At 61.0% G+C, this 17,697-nt stretch carries 14 protein-coding genes and 1 pseudogene; 8 read left to right on the plus strand and 7 right to left on the minus strand.

Annotation, left to right across the window (positions count from 1 at the left end; translation table 11 throughout):
- Positions 1 to 62: 62 nt before the first annotated feature.
- From IB266_RS06475 to IB266_RS06485, 3 genes are read right to left on the minus strand one after another with little or no spacing between them, the layout of a single operon-like run.
- Positions 63 to 1,673 (minus strand): arylsulfatase, encoded by a 1,611-nt coding sequence (locus tag IB266_RS06475; protein WP_192260619.1) that lies wholly within the window; start codon positions 1,671 to 1,673, stop codon positions 63 to 65.
- 29 nt (positions 1,674 to 1,702) lie between these two features.
- Positions 1,703 to 2,518, minus strand: a complete 816-nt coding sequence (locus tag IB266_RS06480) for an ABC transporter ATP-binding protein (RefSeq protein WP_060742880.1) — start codon at positions 2,516 to 2,518, stop codon at positions 1,703 to 1,705.
- Positions 2,515 to 4,107, minus strand: a complete 1,593-nt coding sequence (locus IB266_RS06485) for an ABC transporter permease (protein ID WP_192260620.1) — start codon at positions 4,105 to 4,107, stop codon at positions 2,515 to 2,517. Before IB266_RS06485 ends, IB266_RS06480 begins: the two co-directional genes overlap by 4 nt.
- Before the next feature lie 288 nt (positions 4,108 to 4,395).
- Between IB266_RS06485 and IB266_RS06490 the strand changes: the two genes are divergently transcribed.
- Positions 4,396 to 5,397: an ABC transporter substrate-binding protein gene (locus tag IB266_RS06490; protein WP_192260621.1), complete on the plus strand. Its 1,002-nt coding sequence runs from the start codon at positions 4,396 to 4,398 to the stop codon at positions 5,395 to 5,397.
- A gap of 116 nt (positions 5,398 to 5,513) precedes the next feature.
- On the opposite strand, the gene IB266_RS06495 is transcribed toward IB266_RS06490, so the two are convergent.
- Positions 5,514 to 6,434 (minus strand): LysR family transcriptional regulator, encoded by a 921-nt coding sequence (locus IB266_RS06495; protein WP_060742877.1) that lies wholly within the window; start codon positions 6,432 to 6,434, stop codon positions 5,514 to 5,516.
- Positions 6,435 to 6,615: 181 nt separating this feature from the next.
- On the opposite strand from IB266_RS06495, the gene IB266_RS06500 reads away from it, so the two are divergent.
- A complete protein-coding gene (locus IB266_RS06500) occupies positions 6,616 to 7,521 on the plus strand; it encodes a TauD/TfdA dioxygenase family protein (protein ID WP_192260622.1) in 906 nt (301 codons plus the stop codon).
- Positions 7,522 to 7,593: 72 nt separating this feature from the next.
- On the opposite strand, the gene IB266_RS06505 is transcribed toward IB266_RS06500, so the two are convergent.
- On the minus strand, positions 7,594 to 9,201 hold the full coding sequence (locus tag IB266_RS06505; RefSeq protein WP_192260623.1) for an alkaline phosphatase family protein: 1,608 nt from the start codon (positions 9,199 to 9,201) through the stop codon (positions 7,594 to 7,596).
- Between the two features lie 190 nt (positions 9,202 to 9,391).
- Complete coding sequence (locus tag IB266_RS06510) at positions 9,392 to 10,336, minus strand: LysR family transcriptional regulator (RefSeq protein ID WP_192260624.1); 945 nt, start codon at positions 10,334 to 10,336, stop codon at positions 9,392 to 9,394.
- Between the two features lie 155 nt (positions 10,337 to 10,491).
- Here IB266_RS06510 and IB266_RS06515 point away from each other — a divergent pair, with 155 nt between their 5' ends.
- From IB266_RS06515 to IB266_RS06540, 6 genes and pseudogenes are all read left to right on the plus strand, one after another.
- Positions 10,492 to 12,831 (plus strand): TonB-dependent receptor, encoded by a 2,340-nt coding sequence (locus IB266_RS06515; RefSeq protein ID WP_192260625.1) that lies wholly within the window; start codon positions 10,492 to 10,494, stop codon positions 12,829 to 12,831.
- A gap of 327 nt (positions 12,832 to 13,158) precedes the next feature.
- Positions 13,159 to 13,968 (plus strand): energy transducer TonB, encoded by an 810-nt coding sequence (locus tag IB266_RS06520; protein WP_192260626.1) that lies wholly within the window; start codon positions 13,159 to 13,161, stop codon positions 13,966 to 13,968.
- A 52-nt stretch (positions 13,969 to 14,020) separates the two neighbouring features.
- Positions 14,021 to 14,740, plus strand: a complete 720-nt coding sequence (locus tag IB266_RS06525; protein WP_225613441.1) for a MotA/TolQ/ExbB proton channel family protein — start codon at positions 14,021 to 14,023, stop codon at positions 14,738 to 14,740.
- A 1-nt stretch (position 14,741) separates the two neighbouring features.
- Positions 14,742 to 15,143 (plus strand): ExbD/TolR family protein, encoded by a 402-nt coding sequence (locus tag IB266_RS06530; protein WP_192260627.1) that lies wholly within the window; start codon positions 14,742 to 14,744, stop codon positions 15,141 to 15,143.
- A gap of 130 nt (positions 15,144 to 15,273) precedes the next feature.
- The gene (locus tag IB266_RS06535; protein ID WP_192260628.1) at positions 15,274 to 15,903 is read left to right on the plus strand and encodes a LysE family translocator; all 630 of its coding nucleotides are present in this window, start codon (positions 15,274 to 15,276) and stop codon (positions 15,901 to 15,903) included.
- Between the two features lie 40 nt (positions 15,904 to 15,943).
- Positions 15,944 to 16,150 (plus strand): annotated as a pseudogene (locus tag IB266_RS06540) (DUF2867 domain-containing protein); the annotation flags it as partial.
- Positions 16,151 to 16,156: 6 nt separating this feature from the next.
- Here the strand turns inward: IB266_RS06540 and IB266_RS06545 are convergent.
- Positions 16,157 to 17,611, minus strand: a complete 1,455-nt coding sequence (locus IB266_RS06545; protein ID WP_192260629.1) for an amino acid permease — start codon at positions 17,609 to 17,611, stop codon at positions 16,157 to 16,159.
- Positions 17,612 to 17,697: the final 86 nt, after the last annotated feature.

The following is a 17,697-nucleotide window of genomic DNA, read 5'->3' on the forward strand; positions in this document are numbered from 1 at the left end:
TGGGGGTGGCGCTTGCGAAAGTCGCCACCTTCAGACTGCGTAGAGTTTTTTAGGTCGGACATTCAATCCGGCTGAAACGGCGATGCGCTGAGCACCACGCCAGTTTCGTCGACGTACTGCTGCCAATGGCCAATCAAAGTGGCCAGTTTGTCCGGCTGACTCAGCGCCAGGTCATGGATTTCGCCCGGGTCCTGGCCCAAGTCATACAGCTGCCAGGTCGCCGGCCCTACGGGGCCGGGGATGTACACGGCTTTCCACTGGCCCTGGCGAATCGCGCGGCGGCCAAACAGCTCCCAGCCGGTGACCGTGTGTTCGTCGTGCACCTCGCAGGTCTCGCCCGACAGGAAGCCCAGCCACGATTTTCCGCGCAATGGCGCCACGGGCTTGCCGCGCCACTGTGTGCCGGGATGGCGTACGCCGGCCAGGTCCAGAATGGTCGGTGTGATGTCCATCACTGTACCGAACCCATGGCTGATGCGTCCCTTGAGCGACAACTGGGGGTAATGCACCAGCGCCGGTACACGAATCCCACCCTCGGTGGTAAATGCCTTGAACAAGCGCGACGGCGCCGTTGCCACCTGCGCCCATGACGGCCCGTACCAGACGTAGGAGTTGGCGCGGCCGATGTTGTCCAGGCTGTTGTCGTAATGCTGGTTGAGGTAGGTCAGCAACTGCGGCCCGAACTTGGGGAAGGCCTCCAGCAGCGCACCTTCGGCACCGTTGTCGGACATGAACACAATGAACGTATTGTCCAATTGCCCTTGCTGGCGCAGGTACTCCACCACCCGACCGATGTTCCAGTCCATGCGCTCGACCATCGCCGCATACACTTCCATGGCACGGGCCGACACCTGGCGCTGCTCGTCGGTCAGGGCGGCCCATTGGGTGTTCAATTCGATCAGAGGGTGGGGCTCGACATCGGTGTCGATCAGCCCCAAGGCCTTGAGTTTTGCCAGGCGCTCCAGGCGCAATACTTCGGGGCCGGCGTCGTAGCGGCCATGGTATTTTTCAACGATGTCGGCGGGTGCCTGTAACGGCCAGTGCGGTGCGGAAAACGGCAGGTAGGCAAAGAATGGTCGGGCCTGGTCGCGCTCCTTGAGGTACTGCAGCAGTTTGTCGCCAAAGGCATCGGAGGAATAGAAGTCCTTGGGCAGTTGCTCGACGAAGGTGTCGTCCTCGATATACAGCGCCGGCGTGGATTTGAGCAGGCCCGGCGTGTGCTCGTCATAGGTCGGTTCGAAACCGTAGTGGTTGGCCGCCCCTGGCAACAACGAGAACGAGCGCTCGAAACCACGAGCGTGAGGCGCCAGTTCGGCGGTCAGGCCCAGGTGCCATTTGCCGCTCATCAGCGTCTGGTAACCGGCTTCGCGCAGCAGCTCCGGCAGCGCCACCACCTTATCGTTCAAGTAGCCTTCGTAGCCGGGCTTGCCGATCAGCTCCGGGGTGAGGGCCTCGGCCATGGTGCCGATGCCGGCGATATGGTGGTCGGTGCCGGTGAGCAGCATCGAGCGCGTTGGCGAACAGGTGGGCGCGGTGTGGAAATCGGTCAGACGCAGGCCATTCAGCGCCAGGGCGTCCAGGTGCGGCGTGGCAATTTCCCCACCAAACGCACCCAGGTCGGAGAAACCCATGTCATCGGCCAGGATCACTAGAAAATTGGGACGTTGCGGCATCAAGGCGCTCCTCGTTAGCAGGCAGTCTTTCAGCAGGCGATAAAGGCCAGGGGCAAATCGCGGATCTGTTCGCGCACCGGTGGCTGGTAATGGTCATCGCTGGTCAATTCGTGCAGCAGCTCTTCACGCAACTGGTGGAATTCGAAGCTGCTGCGTTGGCGTGGATGGGGCAGGGCAACGTCGACGACTTGCTTGATTCGCCCAGGCCTCGGTTCCATCACCACCACGCGGTCGGCGAGAAAAATCGCTTCTTCCACATCGTGGGTCACCAGCACCGTAGTGATCTTGGCGCGGTCACGAATTGCCAGGAGTTCGTCCTGCATCTGTTGGCGGGTCAGGGCGTCGAGGGCGCCGAAGGGTTCGTCCAGCAGCAGGATGCGCGGGCTGGCCACCAGGCCCCGGGCAATCGCCACCCGTTGCGCCATGCCGCCGGATAACTGGTGAGGATAGGCACGGGTGAAGTCGCTGAGGCCCACCAGCTCGATAAAATCGCTGATACGCCGGTTACGTTCAGCCTGGCCGATGGGCTCGTTGACCAGCCCCAGGCCGATATTCTCCGCGACGGTCAGCCAAGGAAACAAACGGTGCTCCTGGAACACGATGCCGCGCTCGCCGCCGATGCCGCTGACCGTTTGGCCGTCGACGCGAATCTCGCCGCTAAACTGGGTGTCGAGCCCCACCAGCAGGCGCAACAGGGTGGATTTGCCGCAGCCGCTGGAGCCGACGATCGCGACGAATTCGCCTTCGGCGATGTCCAGGTTGAATTCACGAATAGCCTCCAACTCGAAGCCGTCGACGTCGAAGGACTTGCCCACATGGTTGAAGCTGACAATCGGTGCGTTCATGCGTGTCTCCAGCGGGTAGCACGGGTTTCGATGCGTTGGCCGATCAAGTTGAGGGCTGCGCCGGTGAGCCCGACCAGGAGCATGCCGCTCATGATCAGGTCCATGCGCAGCAGTTGTTGGGCGCCGATCATCAGGCTGCCAATACCGCCGTTGGACGGCATGAAATATTCCGCACCGATGGTGCCCAGCCAGGCGTAGATCAGGCTCAGGCGCAGGCCGGCGAAAATCCCCGCGGCAGCGCCTGGCAAGATCAGACGGCGCAGCCGCTGGGCCAGACTCAGACGCAGCACCTGAGCGGCCTCGCTGAGCTGTGGCGAGAGGTTCAGCACGCTGCGTTGGGTGGCGATGAGCAGCGGGAAAAACGCCGCGAGGGCGATAAACACCCACTTGGCCAATTCACCCAGACCAAACCAGGCGGTGAGCAGCGGTACCCAGGCGAAAATCGCGATTTGACGCAGGGCTGCCAGGGTCGGTCCCAGCACTCGTTCGCTGCGTCGCGACAGCCCAAGCCACAGGCCCATGGCAAAGCCCAGGCCGCCGCCGAGCAGCAACCCGCCCAGGGTGCGTTTCAGGCTTGTGCCCAAGGCGCCGCTCAGGCTGCCGTCCAGTGCGCCAGCGACGGTGGTGTGCAGCACGAGCCAGGGGCTGACCAGAATGTTTGCGTCTACCCAAGCCTGTTGCGTCGCCACCTGCCACAGACTCAACAGCAGCAGGGGCAGCAGCCATGGTTGCAGGCGCTGCCAGCCTTGATAGCGCGGGCCGCGTCGAATCTGCGCGGTGGCCGGGTGCGGCCAGTGCACCCATTTTTGGTCCAGCCAGCCAATGCCGCGATCCATCACCACGCCGAGTACGCCGATGATCACGATGCACACGAAGACGATATCGAGCATGAACAGTTGGCGCGCCCAGACCATCAGGTAGCCGATGCCTTCGCTGGAGGCCAGCAACTCCACCGCCAGCAATGAGGTCCAGCCGGCCGCCAGGGCCAGGCGTACGCCGGCCATGAATGCAGGCAGTGCGGCGGGCAGGATCAGGCGGCGGATCAACAGGTGGGTGGGCAGGCGCAGTACGCGGGCGGCTTCACGTAAATGGGGTTGGGCGTCGCGTACGCCCACCAGGGTATGCAGGGTCACGGGCACCACGATCGCCTTCACCAGCACCACCAGTTTCAGGGTCTCGCCGATGCCGAAAAACACCATGAACAACGGGATCCAGGCCAGCGTCGGCACTTGCGACAACGCACTGAACGTCGGAAACACCAGGCGCTCGGCGCGCGCACTGAAGCCTAGCAGTGCCCCAAGCAACGCCCCACTGCCAATGCCCGCCAGCAGCCCCCAGGACAGGCGTTGCAAGCTGATTGCCAGATGGTTCCACAGCTCGCCGCCGGCCAGTTCCACCGCGCTGCTCCATACCAGCGACGGCGGTGGCAGAATCTGTTCGCTCATCCAGTGATGGCGGCTGCCCAGCCACCACAGCGCGAAAAGCGCCAAAGGCAGCAGCCATGGCAGCAGGCGTTCATTGATTACCGGCCAGTGCGGCTTGGCGCTGGGGGCCGCGAGCGGTAGGCTCAAAAGTGAGATTCGGGCCATGGAAGACCTCCGTTGTCGCCAATGGCGTTATGTGATTTTGATCTTATAAAGATGCAATCAATATGATTGAGGGATAAGAAAAATCATTTAAAGCCTCTGCCCTGCACGCATCCAATGCATTCGAAGAATATTTTCGATGCTGTTTATGCATAGTCCTCTGGGGCCAGCGTTTTGACTTGTATAGGTCTAAAAGCTATTAAAGTGTGAATTTATAGTATTTAAAGTTTTGCTCTGCGTGTGCCTACTTTCTGCTCCCCAGGCGACCCTCGCCCACAAGGAGCTGCGCTTATGAAATTGCCTTTTAAACGTCTGATCACTCTGTTCGCGGGCACTGCGTTGGCCGGGCTGGTGCATGCTGCCGAACTCAAGGAAATCCGCATTGCCGTGCCCGACCTCAGTGCTGGCAGCCAGCACAGTGGCGGTGGCATAACGGATGTGTTGCGCGAGCAGCAGATCTTCGAGAAAGCCTTTGCCGACCAGGGCATCAAGATTCAGTGGAATTACTTCAAGGGCGCGGGCCCGGTGATCAACGAAGCCTTCGCCAATGGCCAGGTGGACCTGGCCTACCTGGGCGATCTGGCCGCGATCATCGGTCGCTCCAATGGCCTGGATACCCGCCTGCTCAGTGCCACCGCACGGGACATCAAGCAGTACCTCGGCGTGGTGCCGGGCTCGGATATCAAGACCTTGCAGGATCTCAAAGGCAAGCGTGTCGCAGTGTTTCGCGGCACGGCCAGCCAGTTGTCGTTCGACGCCGCGTTGGCCAGCCAGGGCTTGAGTGAAAAGGATCTGAAAATCATCAACCTGGATTACAACGCAGCCGGTGCCGCCTTGGCCGCCAAGCAGATTGACGCCACCTGGGGCGGCTCGAACTTGACCGCATTGCAAGCCAAGGGGCTGGCGGAAATAGCGTTGACCACCAAGGACCTCGGTGGCGCCGGCAGCGTGCAGGCGGTGCTGGTGGGCAGCAAACAGTTCGTCGACGAGCACCCCGACGCGGTGGCCAAGCTGCTCAAGGCCCAGCAGCAAGCGGTGCAATGGCTGACCGATGACAACAACAAGCAGGCCTACATCCAACTGGTGTCGGGGCGGGCCAGTTACCCACCGCTGATCCTGACCAATGACTTGAAAGACCAGACCCTCAGCGAGATCTTCCCGTCGACCCTGGACCCGGTGTTCCTGGGCAAATTACAGGGGGCGGTCGACCTGGCGTCGAAGGAAAAGCTGATTCGCAGGCCGTTCCAGGTGAGTGATTGGGTGGCGCCGAACCTGGCCTCGGCAGGGCTCTGAGTCTGGTGGTGTCCGGGGCATTGCTTTCGCGAGCAAGCTCGCTCCCACATTCGACTACATTCATCCTGACGAAACGCGGTCGGAGGTGGGAGCGAGCTTGCTCGCGAAGAGACCGGTCAGACCGCCACGCCGATGGCCTGCTGATCCACCTCCAGCAACGTCTCGATCATCGCCTTCGCTGCTGGCGACAAGCGTGAACCGGTGCGGCTGACGATGCCGCAGCGGGCGCTCAGGGTGTCCATGTTCTGTGGCAGGTTGCGCCAGTGCAGCAGCACCAGCGTGCCTTGGGCGATGTCGTCGGCGAAGGCTTCCTCGGTGCCCACGCCGATGGCATTGGACTGCAGCACGATCTTGACCAGCGCGGGGAAATGTTCGGTCTGGATGCTCGGTGAGAAATCCATGCGCCCGCTGAGGTTCGCCAGCAGTTTGCGAATGCCCTGGGAGATCAGCGGTGCCGCCAGTGGGTAATCGAACATGTCGTTGGTCGACAGGCTGTCCTTGGCCAACAGCGGGTGCCCAGGCCGGCAGAAGAACACCCCACGCTTGGGCGTCAGCGCGCGGGTCTGGAAATTCGGGTCGGTTTCGAACTGACGAATGTCGGCGATAAAAAATTCGATCTCTTCTCGGCTCAGGGCGCGGCTGAGTTTTTCCCAGTTATCCACCTGGAAACCGGTGCGGATTTTCGGGTGGGCGGTGATAAAGCGCGCCACGGCGTCGGGCACCAGTTTCACGGCGGGTGCCGGGCCACAGCCGAAGCGCAGGTCGCCGGCGTCGAGCTTGGTCATGCGTGTCACTTCACTGCTGAGCAAGGCTGCGCCATGCACCAGGGTCAGTGCGTGTTGTAGCACCACCTGACCCTCGGGGGTAGGGCGCAGATCCTTGTGGCCACGGTCCACCAGGACACAGCCGAACTCTTGCTCCAGCCCCTGGATGCTACGGCTGAACGCCGGCTGGGTGATGCCCATGGCGTCCGCCGCGCGTACGAAACTGCGGTGTTCGTTAAGGGCGATGAAATAGCGCAGTTGGCGAAGATCCATATGCTTTCCCTGCATTCTAAAAATAGGTCGAAGGCATTTGCGACCAAGGGAGCAGAGGTTTTAAATGCAAGCTCTTATTCCGTCAACGATGCATTAATTAATTTGCTAGATCAAAATTGCATATTAATAGAGCGTTGCCGGAAACGTTCCCACCATCAGCAGGCACATGAGGGTCATCACAATGAGCAACGCCGCATTAGCTGTTCAACCCATTGCCCAGGCATTGGACATTCACCCGGTCGCTGGCCGCATCGGTGCCGAGATCCGCGGCATCAGATTGTCCGGTGACTTGGATGCCGCCACCGTCGAAGCCATCCAGCAGGCGCTGGTGCAGCACAAGGTGATCTTCTTCCGCGACCAGACCCACCTCGATGACCAGAGCCAGGAAGCCTTCGCCCATCTGCTCGGCGAGCCTATTGCCCACCCGACGGTACCGGTACGCGACGGTACGCGGTTCCTGATGGAGCTGGACGGTACACGCGGCCAGCGCGCCAATTCCTGGCACACCGACGTGACCTTCGTCGACGCCTACCCAAAAGCCTCGGTGCTGCGTTCGGTGCTGGCGCCCAAGTCCGGTGGTGACACCGTGTGGGCCAACACCTCCAGTGCCTATAACGACCTCAGCGTGGAGTTGCGCGCACTGGCCGATACCCTGTGGGCGGTACACAGCAACGAATACGACTACGCCGCGATCAAGCCGGATGTGTCTGTAGAGCGGCTTGAGGAATACCGCAAGGTGTTCACGTCGACGGTGTACGAAACCGAACACCCGGTGGTACGCGTGCACCCGGTCAGCGGCGAGAAAACCCTGTTGCTGGGGCATTTTGTCAAACGCCTCAAAGGGTATTCGCAGGCGGATTCGACCCAACTGTTCAACCTGTTGCAAAGCCACGTCACGCGCCTGGAAAACACCGTGCGCTGGCGCTGGAGGAGCGGTGACGTGGCGATCTGGGACAACCGCGCCACCCAACATTACGCCGTGGACGACTACGGCACCCAGGAGCGTATCGTGCGCCGGGTCACCCTCAAGGGCGATGTGCCGGTGGGCGTGCAAGGGCAGTCGAGCAAGACCATCAAGGGTCTCTAAGCCGGCGCAGACTCGACTGTGTGGGCAATGTGGCCTTCGCCACAGGAGTCTCACCCCATTGATTCGCGTCGTTTACCAGACGCCGATTTGCACCACTTTCTCCGCCTCCGGCTCACCATAACGAAACCGTTGGCCACGCAGATCGATCTCTGTGTGGCTGATGGTGGTGCGCCGCTTCAGCCCGCGCAGCCACTCGAACAGATACCCCAGATGGGTTTCGCGGACCTCGGCAAAGGCCGGGTCGCTGCCCAGGTCGTGCAGTTCCTGCGGGTCGTTTTCCAGGTCGAACAGCTGTGGACGAAAGCCGTCATAGGCCAGGTACTTCCAGCGTTCGCTGCGCACCATGGTCATGCGGCAGCGGTCGATGGGTTGTGCCAGGCGCTCGCGGGCCGGGGCCTGGAAGGCGTAGTCGTATTCGGCGATGGCGTAGCGGCGCCAAGTGATGTCGTGAGCGTGCAACAGCGGGATCAGCGAACGGCCTTCCAGGCGGTGGTCGGCAGCGGGCAGGCCCAAGGCGTCGAGGAAAGTCGGCAGGGCGTCGATGGTTTCGACCAGGCGTGCGTCCACCGTGCCACGGCTGATATCGGCAGCGGCCCGCGGGTCACGCACGATCAGCGGCACGCCCACCGCAGGCTCCAGCAAAAATTCTTTCTCGCCCAGGAAGTGATCGCCGAGGAAGTCGCCATGGTCGCTGGTGAACACGATCAACGTGTCGTCCCAGCGGCCATTGCTTTGCAGAAAATCGAACAAGCGCCCGAGTTGATCGTCGATCTGTTTGATCAGCCCCATGTAGGTGGGAATCACCGTGAGCCGCACCTCGTCACGGGAAAAATTCAGGCTCTCCTGATGCTGGAGGAACGCTTGATACACCGGGTGATCGCTGGTTTGTCCAGGCTGTATGGGCGCCTGGATATGCTCGGCGCCGTACAACGCGTGATACGGCGCCGGGGCGATGTAGGGCCAGTGCGGCTTGATGTAGGACAGGTGCAGGCACCACGGTCGCTCGGCTTGCTCGTGGATAAAGTCGATGGCGCGGTCGGTGGTGTAGACGGTTTCCGAGTGCTGCTCGGCGACTCGCGCGGGTCGCCCGGCGTTGCGCATGTGCCAACCGCTGAGCACCTCGCCGTTTTCACCTTCTGCCGCGTTCGCCCATTCGTGCCACGGGTTGGTGCCGCTGTAGCCCTGCTCGCGCAGGTAATGGGTATAGGGCGCGGACTCGCGTTTGTCGTCGAACAGCGGGCTGTCGGGGTAGATGCCATCGTGACGAAAGTAGGCGTCGAAACCGACTTCATTCAGCGGCTCGGCCTGCACGCTGTCGGGGTCGATATTCAGCCGCTGCAAGGCCTCCAGGTTGGGCGTGGCGTGGGTCTTGCCCACCAGCGCCGTGCGGATGCCGTGGGGGCGCAGGTAGTCACCGATGGTCAGTTCCTCCAGGGGCAACGGTACCGCGTTCCACGCCACCTGATGGCTGCTGACGTAGCGCCCGGTATAGGCCGACATGCGCGAGGGGCCGCAGATGGTGCCCTGGGTATAGGCGCGGCTGAAACGCACACCGGCGGCGGCCAGGCGGTCGATGTTCGGTGTATGCAGATGGGCGTGACCGTAGCACGACAGGTAATCGCGGCGCAGTTGGTCGCACATGATGTACAGCACGTTGCGGACGGTTTGGGGGGCAGGCATGGTGCTCACCGAGTGGGGGATAGGTGAGGTTTTTTCGCTGTTTGGATGGCTGGCTGGCAAGTGCATTTGGGGACTGGATTTCATGCAGTCAATGCATCGGTGTTGCTGCCAACGCTTTCGCGAGCAAGCTCGCTCCCACATTTGAACGCATTCTGAATGTGAGAGCGAGCTTGCTCGCGAAAGCGCCGGTTCATACAGCGAGGTTCTCCAGTGCGCACACCTCCTCATCCAGCTCATCGATCTGCTTGATCTGCTCAATCATCGCCTCCGCCAACGGCGACAAGCGATACCCCGCACGACTGACGATGCCATAGCGGGTGTAACGCTCCTCCAGGTCTTCGGCCAGGCCATCGATCGTCAGGCACACCAACTCGCCGCGCGCCATGTGCAGCACATCACTGTTGGCGCTGACGATGCCGATGGCATCGGAACGCAGCACCACGCCCATCAGGCTGTAGCCGTTCTCGCATTCGACGTTGGGCAGGTAATCGGGCCGCCCACTGAGGTCGACGATGACCTTGCGCAGGTTCGGCGGCCGAATGGTCACGGCCAGTGGGTAACTCATCAATTGCGCGGCTGTCACGCTGGGTTGCTGTGCCAGCGGGTGGCCGGCGCGGCAGCAGAAATACCACTTGCGCGGCCGCAAGCGGTAGGTGTGGTAGTCCGGGTGGGCTTCGAAGTGGCGGGTGTCGGCGACGAAGAATTCGAATTCTTCGCTGAGCAGGCGTTTGCCCAGGCTTTGCCAGTCATCCACCTGGAACTGCACACGGGCCTTGGGGTAGCGCCCGATAAAACTGCCAATGGCCCGTGGTATCAACCCCGCCGCCGGCGCCGGACCGCAACCGAAGCGCAATTCGCCGGCTTCCAGACCATTGAATTGGCTGATCTCGTTGGCCAGTTGCTGCGCGCCACTGACCAGGCGCCGGGCATGTTCAAGCAATACCTGGCCTTGCTTGGTGGGCGCCAGGTCTTTGCGGCCGCGATCCACCAGTTGGCATCCGGCGCTGTGCTCCAGGGCCTGGATGCTGCGACTGAACGCCGACTGCGACAGGTTCACCGTCAATGCTGCTGCGACAAAACTGCGTTGTTCGGCAAGGGCGATGAAGTGGCGGAGTTGGCGCAGATCGATATGCATTTTTCACATCAAAAATATCGGGGAAATGCATTGGCTATGCATTAGGTCGACTCCTTATAAAGGCTATCTCTTATGCAGTAAATGTTCGTAAAAACATAAATAAATAACCTTATGGAATATCTGATAGTGGATATTTCCGGGTTCCGGAGCCGCTCATGAGTCTGTTGAAGCCCGCTGTACCTTGCTCTCCCTGGAGGCTCAAACGCCTGCCCCTGGCCATGTTGCTGGCGGGCAGTGCCAGTTGGACACCCAGCCACGCGGCCGAACCGGCACCCTCGGGTGAAAGCGCCAGCGGCCAACTGGAAACCGTCACGGTGACTGCCCGGCGGCGTACGGAAAGCGCCCAGGAGGTGCCCACGCCGATGAGCGTGATCGGCGGCCAGGCCCTGGAAAGCCAGCGGGTCTATCGGATTCAGGATTTGCAGCAACTGGTGCCCAGCGTCAACGTGGCCTATATGCATGCGCGCCAGTCCAGCGTGTCGATTCGCGGCCTGGGCAACAACCCGGCCAGCGACGGGCTGGAAGGCAGCGTGGGCTTGTATATCGACAACGTGTACCTCGGCCGGCCGGGGATGGCGGTGTTCGACCTGATGGACATCGAGCAGCTCGAGGTGCTGCGTGGCCCCCAGGGCACGTTGTTCGGCAAGAACACCACGGCCGGCGTGATCAATATCAGCACCCGTGCGCCGAGTTTCACCCCGGAGCGCAGCATCGAAACGTCGCTGGGCGAGGACGGTTACTTCCAGACCAAGGGCACGATCTCCGGCCCGCTGACCGATGAACTGGCGGGGCGTTTCTCGGCCTATCGCACGCGCAGCGACGGCGACATCAAGAACGAATACGACGGCCATGACCTCAACGGTGGCTCGCGCCAGGGTTTTCGCGGGCAACTGCTGTACAAGCCCAGCGAAGCGTTCAACCTGCGCTGGATCGGCGACTACAACGAAGAGGACTCCAGCGCCGGGACCCGCGTACTGTACAGCACCGGGCCGACCATCAATGGCACCAACCTCTACCAGTCGCGGGCGGCCGCTGCGGGGGCAACCCTGGTCGACGGCACCCATCGCAAGGTCAACCTGGACAGTGACCAGCACGTCACCGTGTTCCAGGGCGGCACCTCCCTGGAAGCCAACTGGACGTTGCCCAGCGATTTCACCCTGACTTCGGTCAGTTCCTATCGCTTCTGGAATTTCACCCCGCGCAACGATGATGGCCTTAACGTGCCGGCGTCGTATAACGGCGGCGTGTCGGTGGAAGACAAGCAGTGGTCCCAGGAATTTCGCCTGGCATCGCCCACCGGTGGCTTCTTCGACTACGTGCTGGGTGCCTACTACTTCGGCAACTCGCTGGACAACAAATCCTTTGTCTCTTACGGACCCCAGGCGGATATCTGGAATGGCACGCCCGCAGGCGCATTGGCCAACGTCAGCACCGTGGGTAACGGGCACATCCGCACCGACAGTTTCGCCCTGTTCGCCCAAGGCACCTGGCACCTTACCGAGCGCCTGGATTTCACCGCAGGCTTGCGCGGTACTTATGAAGAAAAAAGCGCCTGGGTGACGCGTAACAGCCCAGTGGGCGGTGCGGCCGTCACGGGCGCTGCCGCGACGGCTCGACGTAACCGCACCGGCGCCTATGACTCCGGCGACCTCACGCAATACAGCGCCAGCCCTTCGGGCTTGCTCAACCTGAGCTACCGCTTGAACGACAACCTGCTGGGCTACGCGACCCTGTCCCACGGCGAGAAGTCTGGTGGGGTCAACCTCGTGGTCGGCTCCGCACCGACTGCCGGGGCGGACTCGCTGCTGGTCGGCACCGAGCGCGCCAACAACGCCGAGCTGGGTTTCAAAAGCACATTGTGGGACCGGCGCCTGCAGCTCAATGCCAACCTGTTCTGGACCCAGGTCAACGGTTACCAGACCAACGCCTATGATCCGGACAATCGCGTGCAGTACCTGACCAACGCAGGTTCCGTGCGCTCGCGCGGTGTGGAAGTGGAAAGTACCTGGCTGCCGATCAAGGGCCTGACGCTGAACCTCAACGGCTCGTTCAACGATGTGCGTTACCTGAGCTACAAGGACGCGCCGTGCCCACCGGAAGTCAGTCTGCGCCCAGGGGCGCCGGCTTCCTGCGACCTGAGCGGGCACCAAGTGGTGGGGGCGTCGAAGTGGATCGCCAATGCCAACGGCGAGTACAAGTGGAACCTGGATAACGGTTTCGAACCCTACGTCACCGGCAGCTATGCCTTCCGCTCCAAGGCCGTGGGCACGGTGGAGGATTCCGACTACGGACAGATTCCTGCCTACGCCGTGGTCAACCTGTCCACCGGTTTGCGCGGCAACTATGAGCAGGGGCAGTGGGACGTGTCGCTGTGGCTGAAAAACGCCTTCGACAAAACCTACTACACCACCCTGTGGACCGGCGGTAACGGCGGTTACGAAGGCCTGCTGGGGAGCCCGCGCACGCTAGGGGTGACCGGACGCTACGACTTCTAGCCCAGGGGATAGGTGGCCGGGTTCAATACCCGCGTCACCCGCAGCCTCGTCAGCGCCGTCACTCGTGGGCGCAAACAGCCCTGTCGAGCCATGCCTTTAATGAATATTTTGCATGCCTGAAAAAGCATCGAAAAACCTTGTTATGGCGCCAGGCCACGCGGGCCGCGGCTTTAGCGTATGCGTGAATTTCAGTTATTCATTTTTGATCTATGTATAACTTTAAAGATTGCTTTAAGAGATAAGCGTCTAGCCCCGATCATTTAGCCCTCGACGGCCTTCCACGCAGGCCTGTCGATTTCTGTTTCAAAAACCGTAGGGAGTGAATCAATGGGCAATGTCCAAGCCGCCGCCAGTGCGCACGAGGCGCAATGGCGCCACGCACCGGGTGGTGAGTTGGTCGACCTTGGCCGGCCGCATCGTGCGCCGTTGGGGCAGCTGCGCTTGCAGCGTACCCCCAAGCGCTTTTCGAGTCGGCGCGAAGGGATTCTGCTGGGGTTGCTGGTATTGGCCCTGCACGGTGCGGTGATTTATTGGGTGAGTCAGAAGCCCACCCCGGTGCTGCCGATTGTGCCGCCGGAAATCCCACCGATGACCATCGAATTTTCCCAGCCCGCGCCGCCGGTGGTCGAACCGCCGCCGCCCGTGCCACCGCCGCCGCCACCACCGGTGGTCGAGCCACCGCCGCCAGTCGTGGATGAGTTGGCCGCCAAGCCGGCGCCGAAAAAGATTCCTAAACCCAAGCCGGTACCCAAGCCTGTGCCTAAGCCGGTCGCCAAACCGGTGGAGCAACCGCCTGCGCCTCCCACGCCTGCGCCACCGGCTCCCGCGCCAGTCGCAGCCCCCGCACCGGCTCCGGTAACGCCCGCTTCGGCCAACGCCGCGTACCTGAAGAACCCGGCGCCCGAATACCCATCATTGGCCCAGCGTCGGGGTTGGGAAGGCACGGTGTTGTTGCGGGTGCAGGTACTGGCCAGCGGCAAACCGGGTGAGATCCAGATCCAGAAAAGCAGCGGTCGCCAGCAACTCGACGACGCTGCGCTGGCCGCCGTGAAGCGTTGGAGCTTTGTGCCGGCCAAGCAGGGCGATGTGGCCCAGAACGGCTGGGTCAGCGTACCTATCGATTTCAAGATTCACTAACTATTGCTGCGGGGTGTTGCACACGCCGCGGTCTGTCCAGAGGGAAAACATCATGGCATTAGCATCTCCACTTGAATCCATCGAAAGCGCGGTGATCTGGCTGCTGGTGGCTTTTTCGGTCGCAACCTGGGGCCTGGCCTTGCTCAAGGGCGTGCAGTTCGGTCGTCTAAAGGTCCAGGATCGCAAGTTCCACAAACAGTTCTGGGCGGCGTCGAGCCTTGACTCGGCCGCTGAACTGGCCGAAACCCAACCCGGCGCCGCTGCCCGCGTGGCCCAGGCCGGTTATGCCGCGATCCAGGTCGGTGATGCCCCCCACGCTGCCGACCTGAGCCAGGCCATCAACCACCAGGACCGCCTCGAACGCGCCCTGCGCCAACAGATCGTACGGGAGCGCCGCTCCCTGGAAACCGGCCTGGCCGTGGTCGCCAGTATCGGCAGCACCTCGCCGTTCATAGGCCTGTTCGGCACCGTTTGGGGGATCATGGAAGCGCTCAAGGGCATCAGCGCTGCCGGTTCCGCCAGTCTGGAAACCGTAGCAGGGCCGATTGGTGCGGCGCTGGTCGCCACGGGCGTGGGTATCGCCGTCGCGGTTCCTGCGGTGTTGGTCTACAACTACTTCCTGCGTCGCCTGAAACTCACGGCTGCCGACCTCGACGACTTTGCCCACGACTTCTACAGCCTCGCGCAGAAAAATTCATTCCGCGTGCTGCTGCACCCAGCGCTGAACAAGGCCCGTGCCGGCAACCCGCAGAAAGTGAAGGAGGCGTCCTGAGATGGCTTTCTCTACACAAGACAACGATGAGGTGCTGAGCGAGATCAACGTCACGCCACTGGTGGACGTGATGCTGGTGCTGCTGGTGGTGTTTATCGTCACCGCGCCGCTGCTGACCAATGCCATTCCCATCAATTTGCCAAAGACCGAGTCAGTGGCGCCCGTGGAACAGAAAGACCCGCTGGTGGTGAGCATTGACGACAAGGGCAAGGTGTTCATCAACAAGGACGAGATCCAGGCGGATTTGCTGGAGTCGAACCTGCAAGTCGCCAAGGCGAAAAACCCGGATGTACGCGTACAGCTGCAGGCGGACAACGGGGTGAACTATGGCGAGGTTGCCCGGGCCATGGCGTCCATCGAGCGTGCGGGGATCAGCAAGTTGTCGGTGATAACGGCGAAATAGGATCGGGCGCTTGTCTTGGGTTCCTGGCGTACATCTCTCGAACGACGGGCTACATAGAACGTTTGACCGAACGCCAAGTGGCTAATTAGAGTGGCTAACCGTACGGCTGCCGACTGCCATGGACATCCAAATGAGCGATTTATCCCTGCTGCTTGCCTTCATCGCTGCTGCGTCAGTGCTCACTGTGACCCCGGGGGTGGACACAGCCATGGTGCTTCGCGCTGCAGCGACCGGCGGTCGACGTTCGGCGGCGATGGCTGCTATCGGTATCGTGCTCGGGTGTCTGGTGTGGGGAGCCGCGGTGTCACTGGGGCTAGGTGCCCTGTTGCAAGCTTCGGAGTGGGCTTACCTTGCGCTGAAAATTGTCGGTGCCGCGTATCTCGTCTGGTTGGGTGTAAAACTGCTGCTGCGGCCTAGGTCGACGCTGCAAGGGCAGGGGAACGAGAACATGGCGGCCTCTGCGCGTGGCGCCTTTATTCGCGGTTTATTAACGAACCTGCTGAACCCCAAGATAGGTGTCTTCTACATCACGTTCCTCCCCCAGTTTGTCCCGAGTGGCGCGAACGTGGCCAGTTACTCCTTCTTCCTTGCGGTGTTACACGTTCTGTTGACGCTGGCCTGGTTCGGCATTCTGGTAGCGGCTACGGTGCCGCTGAGCAATTTCCTGAAGCGCCCGGCGGCCCTGAAGGCGCTTGACCGACTCACGGGCGGTGTTTTTGTCGCGTTTGGGCTCAAGTTGGCTGTTTCCAATCCGGCTTGAGCCCAATACCGCACTTCGGCGCGAGAGACTCTCGGCCAAATCACTTGCTAATCGGGTTGGCGTCTTCAAGGTCTACAGCACCAACCAGACTGAAATCGTGTTGGGAGAGGACGACAAGCACCTCGACTTCCGGTTATCGATCCTGTGTGCTGGAGAGGCCGAGCCAGAAGGCAGTCGCCAACTGGTTTTTGCAACCGTGGTCCAATGCCACAACCGGCCCGGCCGGGCCTACATCTTCGTTTCCGCGATTAGCTTACGAGATGTTCGCGCTCTGCGTGATGTTGCGCGGGGGAGGCGCATTACCGTCGCTGTTGCCAGGCGCGGATTTCGGCTTCCTGGCATCGGTCAGTTGATAAGCGATCGCCAACCAGATGAACCATCCTGGCATGACCAGCAAGGCAACACGAGTGTCAGGTCTCAATGCCAGCAGACAAAGAACAAAGCCCAGAAACGCCAGGGAAAACCAGGCCATTGGCACGCCGCCAGGCATTTTGTAGGCCGATTTGGCGTGCAGCTCAGGTCGCTTTTTGCGGTAGGCGATATACGAGGCAAGGATGGTCGACCAAGTAAAAATCACCAGGATGGCCGATACAGTAGAAACAATGGTGAATGCGGTCATCACTTCAGGAACGATGAAAAGCAACAACACGCCCACCAGCATTAGCAGTGTGGTGAACGCCAGGCTCAGCAGAGGTACGCTATTGCCCGACAGACGTCGGAAAATCCCTGGGGCGTTGTCCTGATTGGCCAGGCCAAACAGCATGCGGCTAGACGAAAATACGCCACTGTTGGCCGAGGACGCGGCAGACGTCAGCACCACAAAGTTGACGATGCCTGCTGCTGCGGGAAACCCGGCCACCAGGAACAGCTCGACGAAAGGACTTTTGTTGGGTGAAACCTGTTGCCAGGAAGTCACTGCAATAATGCAGGCCAGTGCCAGCACATAAAACAGGATGATTCTCAGCGGAATCGAGTTGATGGCTTTCGGCAGGGTCTTCTCAGGGTTGCGGGTTTCGGCGGCTGCGGTACCAATCAGTTCGGTGCCGGCAAAGGAGAAGATTGCCATCTGGAAACCGGCAAAGAAACCGAACAAGCCGTTGGGAAAGGCGGCTTGTTTATCCAGCAGATGGCTCAGAGAGGCAGTGACACCGCTGGGTGAGACAAAGGAGCTGGCAATCAGCACCAGGCTGACGCCAATCAGGGTGACGACGGCAATGATCTTGATGATCGCGAACCAGAACTCTATCTCGCCAAAAAGCCTGACCGTCAGTACATTCAATGCGAACAGCGTCATCAGCATACCGATGGCCGGTATCCAGGCGGGTACATCGGGGAACCAATACTGGAAAAATCCGCCGACAATGACGGCGTCGCCTATCACCGCAACGCTCCAGCTCAACCAATACGACCAGCCAAGAAAGAATGCCGCGCGTGGGCCAAGGTAGGCACCGGCAAAGTCTGCGAAGGTTTTGAAGTTCAAGTTGGAGAGCAGCATTTCGCCCATGGCACGCATGACGAAATAAACAAACAGACCGATGATCATGTAGATGAGGATGATCGACGTGCCAGAGAGGGCGATGATCTTCCCGGAACCCATGAACAGGCCCGTACCGATGGCGCCTCCCATGGCCATTAATTGAATGTGACGGTTGCTGAGCGTGCGCTGCAGCGCGGGCTGTTCAGTCAGCCCCGATGGGATTGATTTCATTACAAAACCTCTTGATTTTATGTTTTTGAGTTTTGGCAGAAAGGTGGATGTCTTGCGTACTTGTTAGGGATGCAACGGCTATTGAC

Source organism: Pseudomonas sp. Pdm06, assembly GCF_014851795.1.
GTDB classification, from domain to species: Bacteria; Pseudomonadota; Gammaproteobacteria; order Pseudomonadales; family Pseudomonadaceae; genus Aquipseudomonas; species Aquipseudomonas fluorescens_AA.